This window comes from Gracilibacillus phocaeensis (assembly GCF_900626275.1).
In the GTDB taxonomy this organism is placed as follows: domain Bacteria; phylum Bacillota; class Bacilli; order Bacillales; family Amphibacillaceae; genus Gracilibacillus; species Gracilibacillus timonensis.
Window position 1 is genome coordinate 518,021 of sequence record NZ_LR131144.1, and the last position, 12,178, is coordinate 530,198.

Annotated in this window: 10 protein-coding genes and 1 pseudogene; 9 read left to right on the forward strand and 2 right to left on the reverse strand. The window is 41.8% G+C overall.

The window, feature by feature from the left end:
• Positions 1–134: 134 nt before the first annotated feature.
• The 8 genes from E0E32_RS10175 to E0E32_RS10210 all read left to right on the forward strand — a co-directional run bounded on the left by E0E32_RS10175 (position 135) and on the right by E0E32_RS10210 (position 8,994).
• Positions 135–1,718 (forward strand): peptide chain release factor 3, encoded by a 1,584-nt coding sequence (locus E0E32_RS10175; protein WP_066192358.1) that lies wholly within the window; start codon positions 135–137, stop codon positions 1,716–1,718.
• Positions 1,719–1,929: 211 nt separating this feature from the next.
• Complete coding sequence (uvrB, locus tag E0E32_RS10180; RefSeq protein ID WP_066192360.1) at positions 1,930–3,915, forward strand: excinuclease ABC subunit UvrB; 1,986 nt, start codon at positions 1,930–1,932, stop codon at positions 3,913–3,915.
• 5 nt (positions 3,916–3,920) lie between these two features.
• Positions 3,921–6,773, forward strand: a complete 2,853-nt coding sequence (gene uvrA, locus E0E32_RS10185) for an excinuclease ABC subunit UvrA (RefSeq protein ID WP_130859720.1) — start codon at positions 3,921–3,923, stop codon at positions 6,771–6,773.
• 78 nt (positions 6,774–6,851) lie between these two features.
• The gene (locus E0E32_RS10190; RefSeq protein WP_130859721.1) at positions 6,852–7,172 is read left to right on the forward strand and encodes a hypothetical protein; all 321 of its coding nucleotides are present in this window, start codon (positions 6,852–6,854) and stop codon (positions 7,170–7,172) included.
• 170 nt (positions 7,173–7,342) lie between these two features.
• Entirely contained in the window at positions 7,343–7,696 is a 354-nt protein-coding gene (locus tag E0E32_RS10195; RefSeq protein ID WP_066192364.1) for a YojF family protein, read from the forward strand.
• 20 nt (positions 7,697–7,716) lie between these two features.
• Complete coding sequence (gene bshB2, locus E0E32_RS10200) at positions 7,717–8,376, forward strand: bacillithiol biosynthesis deacetylase BshB2 (protein ID WP_066192365.1); 660 nt, start codon at positions 7,717–7,719, stop codon at positions 8,374–8,376.
• Between the two features lie 76 nt (positions 8,377–8,452).
• Positions 8,453–8,653: a PspC domain-containing protein gene (locus E0E32_RS10205; RefSeq protein WP_066192367.1), complete on the forward strand. Its 201-nt coding sequence runs from the start codon at positions 8,453–8,455 to the stop codon at positions 8,651–8,653.
• Complete coding sequence (locus tag E0E32_RS10210) at positions 8,653–8,994, forward strand: phage holin family protein (RefSeq protein WP_066192369.1); 342 nt, start codon at positions 8,653–8,655, stop codon at positions 8,992–8,994. Before E0E32_RS10205 ends, E0E32_RS10210 begins: the two co-directional genes overlap by 1 nt.
• 105 nt (positions 8,995–9,099) lie before the next feature.
• Here E0E32_RS10210 and E0E32_RS10215 read toward each other — a convergent pair.
• Both E0E32_RS10215 and E0E32_RS10220 read right to left on the reverse strand, forming a co-directional pair.
• Positions 9,100–9,330 (reverse strand): annotated as a pseudogene (locus tag E0E32_RS10215) (PH domain-containing protein); the annotation flags it as partial.
• Between the two features lie 200 nt (positions 9,331–9,530).
• A complete protein-coding gene (locus E0E32_RS10220) occupies positions 9,531–10,847 on the reverse strand; it encodes a uracil-xanthine permease family protein (protein ID WP_130859722.1) in 1,317 nt (438 codons plus the stop codon).
• Positions 10,848–11,084: 237 nt separating this feature from the next.
• On the opposite strand from E0E32_RS10220, the gene E0E32_RS10225 reads away from it, so the two are divergent.
• Positions 11,085–12,065 carry an aromatic ring-hydroxylating dioxygenase subunit alpha gene (locus E0E32_RS10225; protein WP_066192374.1) on the forward strand — a complete coding sequence of 327 codons (981 nt, stop codon included), beginning with the start codon at positions 11,085–11,087 and terminating at the stop codon, positions 12,063–12,065.
• Positions 12,066–12,178 lie beyond the last annotated feature (113 nt).

The window sequence follows — 12,178 nt, forward strand, 5'->3', positions numbered from 1 at the left end:
TTTTTCAAAAATAAATGTTAAAATAAAGAAGGTTATCAGAAAATCATTTTAACTATTTAAAGTAAGTGTTCCAATCAATGCATGATTGGAGCAACCTCTATAAAGGGAATGTGACATAGAAAGAAGGTAAATGAATGGAGCTACAGGAACAAGTGCAAAAACGCAAAACCTTTGCGATTATTTCTCACCCTGACGCTGGAAAAACGACGATGACAGAAAAATTGCTGTTATTTGGAAACTTAATTCGTTCAGCTGGGACTGTGAAAGGGAAGAAAACAGGAAAGTATGCCACATCTGATTGGATGGAGATTGAGAAACAACGTGGTATCTCTGTCACCTCTAGTGTGATGAATTTTGATTATAAGGGGCATAAGGTCAATATTTTGGATACGCCTGGTCACGAAGACTTCAGTGAGGACACTTACCGCACCTTAACTGCCGTGGATAGTGTGGTTATGATTATTGACGCAACAAAAGGGATCGAAGCGCAAACGATTAAGCTGTTTAAGGTTTGTAAAATGAGAGGTATTCCGATTTTTACCTTTATTAATAAATTGGACCGTGAAGGCAGGGAACCGCTTGATCTATTGGATCAGATTGAAGAGGTATTAAATATTGAAACTTATCCGATGAATTGGCCGGTAGGAATGGGCAAGCGGTTCTTAGGCATTTTGGATCGCTATCATGACCGGTTTGTCCAGTTTAATGGTAATGAGGAAGAATCCTATATTCCAATGGATGAGGTTAGCTCACTTGCCGTGTCTGAGGATCCGACATATCAAGAGACAGTCGAAGAATTGGCGTTATTGGACGAAGCTGGGGATCAATTTTCTTTAGAACGTGTATTAGCAGGGGATCAGACACCTGTATTTTTCGGCAGTGCGTTGGCCCCATTTGGTGTGCAGACCTTCTTTGATACCTTTATTCAAATGGCACCGTCACCAGGCCCTCGTCGCACGGTGGAGGCTGTAGTTAGTCCAGACAATCCCGATTTTTCTGGGTTTATTTTTAAGATTCAAGCGAATATGAACCCACAACACCGTGATCGGATTGCCTTTTTACGGGTTTGTTCCGGCAGGTTTGAACGTGGTATGAATGTAACACTTGCCCGCACCGGAAAGTCGATTCGATTAGGACAGACGCAGCAATTTGTTGCTTCTTCTCGTGATACCGTGGAGGAGGCTTATGCCGGGGATATTATTGGCGTTTATGACCCAGGCTCTTATCGTATTGGTGATACACTTCTGGAAGGGAAATTGAAGGAGTCCTATGATGAGCTGCCACAGTTTCCGCCTGAAATGTTCCAACGTGTTACCGCAAAAAATGTAATGAAGGCCAAACAATTCAGAAAAGGGATCGAGCAGCTTGTGCAAGAAGGGGCCATTCAACTATTCCGCGGTTATCCGATGGACTCGATGATTATCGGTGCTGTTGGACAATTGCAGTATGATGTATTCCAACACCGCATGAGAAATGAATACAACGTGGAGGTATTACTAGAATCCATTGGTGACCGCATTCCACGTTGGCTTCGGTCAGAACAGGTTGACCCAAGTTTATTTGATGAACGAAATATGTTAGTGAAGGATCGTGAAGGCGATTTTTTGGTGTTATTCAAAAATGATTTCGCCCTGCGCTGGTTTACTGATAAACACCCTGATATCGAGCTGATTGATTTATATGAGGTCAATCAATATGATCAAACAACCCACAGCTAATGTGGGTTTTTCGTTCATTCATCCAGACCACGTAATAGCCGTTGAATGGAATAATAATCTTATCTTTTTCACAATAAAAGGGAATTGGGTATAATGGAGAGAATCAACGTCTAACATGAAAATAAAAAATACAATAATCAACGAATATTTGTTCGCTTTTTGTTGAGAAGTAGTGTATACTATTTACTAGGATAGAGAACGGAGGGACAGAATGGATCAGCATACTTTTTCACTACAGTCACCATACCAGCCACAGGGCGATCAGCCAAGGGCGATTAAAGAGCTGGTGACGGGATTAGAAGAGAAAAAGCGTCACCAGACGTTGCTAGGAGCCACCGGTACGGGTAAGACATTTACTGTTAGTAACGTGGTCAAGGAAGTCAATCGCCCAACCTTGGTGATTGCCCATAATAAGACGCTGGCAGGTCAATTGTATAGTGAGTTCAAGGAGTTTTTTCCGGATAATGCCGTCGAATATTTTGTTAGTTACTATGATTATTATCAACCAGAGGCCTATGTACCTTCGACCGATACCTTTATTGAAAAGGATGCCAGCATTAATGATGAAATAGATAAACTCAGACACTCGGCTACGTCATCACTTTTTGAACGTAATGATGTCTTAATTGTGGCCAGTGTGTCTTGTATATATGGTTTAGGTTCGCCAGAAGAATATCGCAGTCAAGTGCTGTCTCTTAGAGTAGGTATGGAGAAGGATCGAGATGAACTGCTACGGGGATTAGTTGCGATCCAATATGCACGTAATGACATTGACTTTCAGCGTGGTACCTTTCGGGTACGTGGAGATTCCGTGGAGATTATCCCTGCTTCAAGGGAGGAGCAGTGTATCCGTGTGGAATTTTTTGGTGATGAAATTGATCGTATTCGTGAAGTGAATGCCTTAACAGGAGAAATTATCGGGGATCGTGAGCATATTGCGATCTTCCCAGCTTCCCACTTCGTTACTCGTGAAGAGAAATTAAAAATTGCGATGGAGAATATCAAAAAAGAATTGAATGAACAGCTTGCCCGTTTTCGCGAAGAGGATAAACTATTGGAAGCACAGCGTATCGAGCAGCGTACCAATTACGATCTGGAAATGATGGAGGAAATGGGCTTTTGTTCCGGTATCGAAAACTATTCCCGGCACTTGGCTTTACGCGAACCTGGTTCTACTCCATATACCTTGCTTGATTATTTTCCAGATGATTCATTAATTGTGATTGATGAGTCCCATGTTACCTTACCGCAGATTCGTGGTATGTATAATGGAGACCAGGCTCGTAAAAAGGTATTAGTTGATCATGGTTTTCGTCTGCCGTCCGCCTTGGATAACCGGCCATTAACTTTTCAGGAATTCGAATCGAAGTCTAATCAATTAATATACGTGTCTGCCACGCCAGGGCCGTATGAACTAGAGCACACACCACAGATGATTGAACAAATTATCCGGCCAACAGGATTATTGGATCCGGAAGTAGATGTGCGACCGATTGACGGACAGGTGGATGATCTAATTGGTGAGATTAATAAGCGTACCCAGCGTAATGAACGAGTACTAGTCACTACCTTAACCAAGAAAATGTCAGAGGATTTAACCGATTATTTAAAAGAAGTCGGGTTGAAGGTGGCTTACTTACACTCGGAGATTAAGACCTTGGAACGAATTGAAGTCATTCGTGATTTGCGTGTGGGCAAGTATGATGTGCTAGTAGGTATTAACTTGTTACGGGAAGGTTTAGATATTCCAGAGGTATCCTTAGTTACCATTCTGGATGCCGATAAAGAAGGCTTCCTACGCTCAGAACGTTCATTGATCCAAACGATGGGACGAGCGGCCCGTAATGAGAATGGTCTGGTTATTATGTATGCCGATAAGATGACGGATTCGATGCAACACGCGATTGATGAGACCTACCGCCGCCGGGAAAAACAAATGGCCTACAATCAGCAGCACGGCATTATTCCGCAGACAATTAAAAAAGACGTGCGTGATGTAATTCGGGCGACCGTTGCAGCGGAGGATCAAGAAGGTTATGAAACAAAAGCAGAAGAAATTAGTAAAATGACGAAGAAAGAAAAGCAAAAGGTTATCGAAAACATGGAACAAGAAATGAAGGATGCCGCAAAGGCGCTTGATTTTGAGCGTGCAGCAGAGCTTCGTGATCTTGTTTTAGAATTGAAAGCAGAAGGGTGAAAGCAATGGCACAGAAATCCATTTCTATAAAAGGCGCTCGCGCACACAATTTAAAAAATATATCTATAGATATTCCGAAAGATAAATTAGTAGTTTTAACTGGACTTTCTGGCTCTGGTAAATCCTCTTTGGCATTTGATACGATATATGCCGAGGGGCAACGACGCTATGTCGAGTCTTTATCAGCTTACGCGCGACAATTTCTAGGACAAATGGACAAGCCGGATGTCGATTCAATCGAAGGGTTGTCACCGGCCATTTCAATCGATCAGAAAACAACGAGTAAGAACCCTAGATCTACCACAGGAACCGTCACCGAGATTTATGATTATATGCGTTTATTGTTTGCTAGGGTGGGGCATCCTATTTGTCCGAAGCATGGAGTAGAAATCACTTCGCAAACGGTGGAGGAGATGGTTGATCGCGTGATGGGATATCCAGAACGAACAAAAATGCAGATTTTGTCACCAGTGATTTCAGGCCGAAAAGGTACACATGTCAAAGTGTTAGACAATCTGCAAAAGGAAGGTTATATCCGTTTACGTATCGATGGCGAAATGCGGGAGATCACCGATGATATTCAATTAGATAAAAACAAGAAACACTCGATTGAAGTAGTGATTGACCGTATTGTTGTGAAAGAGGGGATCACGGGTCGCTTATCCGATTCTTTGGAGACGGCATTAAGACTAGGAGAAGGCAAAGTGATTGTCGATATTATCGGAGAGGAAGAGCTATTATTTAGTGAGAATCATGCTTGTCCGATTTGCGGTTTTTCGATTGATGAATTAGAGCCACGCCTGTTCTCCTTTAACAGTCCTTGGGGAGCTTGTCCTACATGTGATGGTTTAGGTTCCCAATTGGAAGTTGATATGGATTTGGTTGTGCCTAACAAGGATTTGTCGTTGAACGAAGGAGCAATTGTGCCGTGGGAACCGATCAGCTCCCAATATTATCCACAACTTTTAAAAAGCGTTTGTGACCATTATCAGATTGATATGGATACACCAGTCAAGAAACTCCCGAAAAAACAATGGGATAAAATCCTTTACGGAAGTGGGAAAGATCGTATCCATTTTCGTTATGAAAATGACTATGGTATGCTCCGCGAAAATGATATTCACTTTGAAGGTGTGATCCAGAATATTTCCCGTCGTTATCATGAAACGTCTTCTGATTTTATTCGTGAGACGATGGAGAAATACATGACGCAAAAACCATGCCCTACTTGTAAGGGATATCGTTTAAAAGAAGAGGCATTAGCCGTTAAGATAAACGGCAGACACATTGGGGAAGTAACCGATTTGTCGATAGCGGATGCCTTAGATTTCTTTCGCACAATGGAATTAACAGAGAAGGAAGAGCAAATTGCACACATGATTGTACGTGAATTAGATGATCGTTTAAGCTTTTTAATCAATGTCGGGTTGGAATATCTGACGCTTTCTCGATCGGCAGGTAGCTTATCGGGTGGCGAGGCACAGCGTATTCGTCTGGCAACTCAGATAGGCTCTGCCTTAACAGGGGTTTTATATGTACTGGATGAACCTTCCATTGGTCTGCACCAACGTGATAATAATCGTCTAATCCAAACATTGGAACGAATGCGAGATTTAGGAAACACCTTGATCGTCGTAGAACATGATGAAGATACGATGTTGGCAGCGGATTACTTAATTGATATTGGTCCTGGTGCTGGTGAGCATGGCGGTGAGGTAGTGGCACAAGGGACACCAAAACAAGTGATGAAGAAAAAGAAATCTCTCACTGGTCAGTACCTATCTGGTGAGCAGTTTATTCCGGTACCTGCTACTCGTCATTCAAACGATGGTCGCTACCTGGAAATCAAAGGAGCGGAGGAAAACAATTTAAAAGATGTAGACGTGAAAATCCCTATCGGTGTGTACACCGCTGTAACAGGTGTATCTGGTTCAGGTAAGAGTACATTAATTAACGAAATTCTTCATAAAAGTCTTTCCATGCAATTACATCGAGGGAAACGCAAACCAGGTAAGCATAAGGAGATTCGTGGGATCGACCAGATTGAGAAGGTCATTGATATTGATCAGTCACCGATTGGCAGGACACCACGTTCTAATCCGGCAACCTATACAGGTGCTTTTGATGATATCCGAGATGTCTTTGCCCAGACCAATGAAGCGAAAATTCGTGGCTATAAGAAAGGCCGTTTTAGTTTCAACGTAAAAGGCGGCCGTTGTGAAGCGTGTCGTGGCGATGGTATTATCAAGATTGAAATGCACTTTTTACCTGATGTCTATGTCCCGTGTGAAGTATGTGACGGGAAAAGATATAATCGGGAAACACTGGAAGTGAAGTATAAAGGGAAAAATATTGCGGATGTATTGGATATGACAATCGAAGAAGGATTGAAATTCTTTGAGAACATTCCCAAAATCAAACGTAAGTTAGAAACCATTTATGATGTCGGGTTAGGTTATATTCGTCTCGGCCAGCCAGCAACTACCTTATCCGGAGGAGAGGCGCAGCGTGTGAAGCTCGCCAGTGAACTCCATCGTCGTTCCAATGGGAAGTCATTGTATATCTTGGATGAACCAACGACTGGTCTTCATATTGATGATATTTCGCGACTGTTGAGTGTCATCCAGCGCTTGGTAGATAACGGAGATACTGTGATTATCATTGAGCATAATTTAGACGTAATCAAGGCAGCCGATCATATTATCGATTTAGGTCCAGAAGGCGGCGATGGTGGCGGCACGATTGTTGCCACCGGAACCCCAGAAGAAGTCGCCGAAGTAGAGGCTTCACATACCGGTTTGTATTTAAAACCGATTTTGGAAAGAGATAAAGCTAGAATGGCAGCAACCATTCAATAAGTAAAAAGTCGCTCCAGCAATATGAGTTATTGCTGGAGCGACTTTTGGTTGTTGCGAAGGTGATGGCATGCCAAATCAATGACTAAGGAACAGGATTTGCTCTCTCCAGTCCGTAAGAATCTAACGGACAAAAAACCGCCGAATCGCAAAATACTGTCCGTAAGAATGGATCTAACGGACAAAAAACGGCCGAATCGCAAAATACTGTCCGTAAGAATGGATCTCACGGACAAAAAACGGCCAAATCGCGAAATACTGTCCGTAAGAATGGATCTCACGGACAAAAAAACGTCAAATCGCGAAATACTGTCCGTAAGAATGAATCTCACGGACAAAAACCCGTCAAATCGCAAAATACTGTCCGTAAGAATAGCATCCATTGCGCTAGGAAGCAGCTAATTCGCAACCCAGTCCCGAATAAGCGGCAAAGACACAGCTCAACCATCCTATTTACGAACGCTTAAAAGTTGATTTCGTTCCTTTTCACTTTGCATATCAAAAGCACTTAGCACGGTTCTATGCTAAAATAAGAAATGCGTCTAGTAAACAGAGGGGGAAATGATGTTGTTATGGAACCAATTGAAATAGGACAGTTACAACAACAAATTGATGCACTGGCAAATAAGGAAGTATATGTTCACTTAGAAACAACTAATGGTGCCTATGCCAATCATTTTAATAAAGATGCCTATAATGTCGGGGCCTTTATTCGTAATGCTAAGGTATCCTATCAACGTGGAAAGGTAGTCGGAACAGGCACTACCTATCGTGTTGGCTTAAAATTAGATATTGGCTGGATCTATGCCGAAGGAGTAAGCCAATATGAAATAGATGAACAAAACCGTCTGCTGATGGCCGGACATGATCGCGAAGGTCGATTGATGGTGGCCCTGGAGATTAGTGAAACACCATTTAGTCATTAGAAAACAAAGGAGGAATAACCATGGCAGAACATGTAGTAGTCATTTATCCACATCCTGACGATGAGGCCTTTGGAGCTTCGGGTACCATTACTACCTTTCGTCAAAAAGGGATTCCTGTTACTTACTTATGTGGTACTTTGGGTGAGATGGGTCGAAATATGGGGAATCCCACTTTTGCCAATCGCGAAACATTACCGGAAATCCGCAAAAAAGAATTAATCAAGGCCTGCAAAGTGATGGATATTCAATTAGAAATGCTCGGCTATCGTGATAAAACACTGGAGTTCGAGTCGCGAGAAGAGGTAGCAAACAATCTTTATCGTTATCTAAAACAAATGAAACCATCACTTGTTATCACACATTATCCGGGTCACGCCGTTCATCCCGATCATGACGCTTTTGGAGCTGCGGCCATTAGGGCAGTAGAAATGTTGCCAGAAGAAGATCGTCCTACCGTATGGGCACAAGCAATCAGTAATACCCATGTGGAAGAATTAGGAGGTCCTGATATTGAGAACGACGTATCAGATGTATTTGCCAAAAAATTAGAAACCATTATGGCGCATAAATCACAGGCAGATGGCATGTTACAATCAGTAAAAAATGAGGCAGATGATGTGGAGGCAGCCACCAGACAATGGTTAGGTGTAGAATCCTTCTATACGTGGAATGATAAATAATAACAGAATGCCAATGGTAGCACAATGAGTTCATAAAGCATAGACTTATGGCAGGTAAATGATAGGAGGATTCATCATGAACAGGAAATTATATCGTTCGATGACCAATCGTATGTTAGCTGGAGTACTAGGTGGAATGGCAGATACCTTCCGCCTAGATGCGACAATTTTGCGTTTGTTCTATGTTATACTCCTTATTTTTTCTGCAGGCCTTCCATTTATACTGCTCTATATTGCTGCTGTTATTATTATTCCAAAAGAAGGGGAGTCGGTCTAATGCGATTAATTTTATCTCTTGTATTAAATGCTTTAGTGCTTATGTTACTGGATTATTTGTTTGAAGGATTTATGATCAACGGTTTTTGGATGGCATTGCTCGCCGCCGTGATTTTATCGGTCCTCAATGTGATTGTAAAGCCTATTTTGGTTGTTTTAACCTTACCAATCACCATTGTTACACTGGGGCTGTTTTTATTAGTAGTCAATGCGATTACCTTATGGCTTACCCAAATGTTACTGGGATCAAGCTTTATCATCGATGGCTTTGGGGTCGCCATTATATCCGCTATCCTTATCTCCATTTTAAATGCCTTCATCAATCGGATCGTTGATGCATAGAAAAAAGCCGTTATGAGTTATCATAGCGGCTTTTTCTATGCAAGGCAAGGGGGAGCGTAAGAAGATAGAACGGAACATTCATTGGAGGGCGGTCCACCCCTACTCTTATTCACTTATCTTCACTTCTTCTTTTAAATCATTTGATAACACGATTTTAGGGTTTTGCTTCATCCATTCACAAATACATTCCCTGCGATTCCTAGGTGTAACAATAACAGAGCTGTGTTGGTTGAAAAATATTTCGATTCTTTCTGCTATTGGTCCGGCAGCAGGCGCTGTTAATCCACTGTCTATACGGTTCAAGGAAGTGATATTGGAAATAGCTATTGTTTTTTGAAAAGGACCGCTTGGATCAAAAGCATTTCATTTTCTATTGTATAAGTAATCATATACGGGATAGCACAAATGATAATAATCAACATAACCCAATAGTCACCTGAAGTATAGCTGATGACAAGTAAAAACATTCCTGTGATGATTATGAGGTAGTTCAAAGCCTTTGCATAACTAGTTCTAAAGCGCATTTTCTACCCCAGCTATTCATTATTTTTCGCTAATTTATTCGGTAAGATTAAATGTAGCAGCACCGTCGCCAATGCACCAACCGCTGCACCAGAGGAAAGGATATAACCAACAAAATCCGGTGTAGACTCCAAAGCCTCAGCTGGCAAAATCACGCTAGCAATGGTTAATAAAATCGGAATGCCGATAATCAACATATTTCGATCATCAATCATAATCGGTTGAATAACCTTCATTCCATTTGCCACAATTGCTACACAAACAATACCAAAAATCCCATTAATCACTGGTTCAGGAATACAAGTAATGGCAGTGGACAGCTTAGGAATCAATCCCAAAGCAATCAAGATAAAACCACCAGCCATAATGGCTGTACGACTCGCTACCCCAGTGATGGCCAGCAAACCGGCATTGGATGAATAGCCTGTCATCGGTGTACTTCCAAAAAGGGAACCGACAAAACAGCCAAGACCTTCACCAAAGGAAGCGCGATTTAAACGTTCTTCATTTAATTCTTTTCCCGTAACCGAAGAAACGACAAACCAAGTACCGGTCGTTTCAATTAAAATAATAAAATAAACAAATACCATCGTTAAAATGGCACTGATATCAAACACAGGTGCACCAAACGGAAAGAATTTCGGCAAAGAAAACCAAGCAGCATCCTTTACAGGTGAGAAATCTACCTGCCCAAAGAAACTCGCCGTAACCGTACCAATTAGAATGGCAATTAATACAGATACGATGCGAATCGTCGTACCAAGCTTGCCTTTATTTCTCCCTAACATGATACATAGCATTAATATACCGGCAGTCACCCCGGCAATCAATATATTATGCCAGATGTTCCCTGGTGAACCATAAATATTATTCATTCCAATTGGCATGAGGGAGATGCCGACAATAATAATCACCGTCCCGCCAACTAATGGTGGAATAATCTTTTGTACGACTTTGGCAAACCATTTTAGCGGATAACCGATCAAGGCAATGATAAGGGCCCCTGGGATCAAGCTTCCAGCGATGGCGCCTAATCCTAGCTTACTCCCAATTGCGCCAATCGCACCAATTGGTACATAGGATGGGCCTTGCACCACAGGTAGTCGAATCCCGAACTTCGTTTGAATAATCGTTCCAATTCCTGTCGCAAGGAAACACATTTGAATAAAGAAAGACATATTGGCAGTTGATAAGGAAAGAATGCCGGCAATGATAATAGGTGCAATATATAAGTCCATAGCCAGAACGTGTTGCAGACCTAGCAAAAAAGCTTTCTTTACCCCGATTTTTTCATCGATTCCGACGACGATATTTGTTTTTTGTGTTTGCACATGTTAGCCCCCTTTAATAAATACTTCCCGATGTTACTTTGTCGTTGTCCGAATCGCTACACGGAAGGAAAGTGAACATCCTAATAAGTCTCATTTCATTATAGCGTCTTTTGGCTATAATTCAACAGAAAACGAATAAAAATATAAATTTCTTATAAAATGTTCGTATTATATTGCGAAAAGCTGTCGATTAACGTAAAATGGGGATAAATATGCGTGAAAGAAGGGTGTGTAACGATGCGTTTAACAGAAGAAGTGTTGGAAAACGATTGGGTGGTTGCTTGTCCAGCCGCGGATGTGCCTGAAGAGCCAATCCAAGTCGTTATTCTCAATGAGAGAGTGGTTATTTTTAGAAATGAAAGTGGGGTACATGCATTTAAAGACTTGTGTATTCACAGGGGAGCCGCCTTATCACAAGGAAAGGTCAAGGACGGTTGTTTGGTATGTCCCTATCATGGCTGGGAGTATGATGAATCAGGTAACTGTGTACATATTCCTCAATTGCCAAAAGATCGGCCGATTCCGAAAAAGGCGAAGGCCATCAAATATGCATGTAAAGAGGCATATGGTTTTATTTGGGTCAATCTTAATGACAACCAACCGAACTTATTCGAATATCCGGAATATAGCAATGCTAATTACCGTAATATTATTTGGGGCGGTCACACGGTAGAAGCAAAACCACCACGTATCATCGAAAATTTCTTGGATGTGGGTCACCTAGCTGTATTGCATGGCGGCTGGTTGGGTGATGAAGAACATACCGAGATTAAGCCTTACAAAATGAATACGCAGGAGGATGGTTCGATTTTCTCTGATGAAATTCCGATCTTCCAGCCCGATCCAGATGGGTCTGGAACAGCAAAGGATGTCTACTACACCTATGGTATCTATCGTCCGCTTGCCGTTCGGTTTACCAAACGCGATCCAGATACGGATCAAAAGTTTACGATCTTATTATTAGTCCGTCCGATTGATGAGGAACGTTCGATGGTATATGGGATCATGTCGTTTAATTACGATAATGGGCAGACTGATGAGGAGGCAATCCAATTCCAGGATGTTATTTTTGGTCAGGATCAGCCGATTGTGGAAAATCAAAAACCAGAAGACTTACCACTTGATTTACAAGTAGAACTGTCATTGATCAGCGACCGAGTAAGTATTGCCTATCGCCGTTACTTAACGGATATGGGTTTTACATTAGGAACAGCATAATCTATCATTAGGAGGTTAACCTAAACCAACAGGTTAACCTCTTTTACTTTTCATTAAGAAACGATGCGATAACTAGGAAAAGATGGTATAATAAACAGTGTAAGTAGGATAGT

What these genes read in the sequence shown, in the direction of transcription:
- E0E32_RS10190 (WP_130859721.1), top strand. Translation starts at nt 6,852, where the DNA reads ATGACTAAGGAACAGGATTTGCTCTCTCCAGTCCGTAAGAATCTAACG.
- E0E32_RS10205 (WP_066192367.1), top strand. Translation starts at nt 8,453, where the DNA reads ATGAACAGGAAATTATATCGTTCGATGACCAATCGTATGTTAGCTGGA.
- uvrA (WP_130859720.1), top strand. Translation starts at nt 3,921, where the DNA reads ATGGCACAGAAATCCATTTCTATAAAAGGCGCTCGCGCACACAATTTA.
- bshB2 (WP_066192365.1), top strand. Translation starts at nt 7,717, where the DNA reads ATGGCAGAACATGTAGTAGTCATTTATCCACATCCTGACGATGAGGCC.
- E0E32_RS10225 (WP_066192374.1), top strand. Translation starts at nt 11,085, where the DNA reads ATGCGTTTAACAGAAGAAGTGTTGGAAAACGATTGGGTGGTTGCTTGT.
- uvrB (WP_066192360.1), top strand. Translation starts at nt 1,930, where the DNA reads ATGGATCAGCATACTTTTTCACTACAGTCACCATACCAGCCACAGGGC.
- E0E32_RS10195 (WP_066192364.1), top strand. Translation starts at nt 7,343, where the DNA reads ATGGAACCAATTGAAATAGGACAGTTACAACAACAAATTGATGCACTG.
- E0E32_RS10175 (WP_066192358.1), top strand. Translation starts at nt 135, where the DNA reads ATGGAGCTACAGGAACAAGTGCAAAAACGCAAAACCTTTGCGATTATT.
- E0E32_RS10210 (WP_066192369.1), top strand. Translation starts at nt 8,653, where the DNA reads ATGCGATTAATTTTATCTCTTGTATTAAATGCTTTAGTGCTTATGTTA.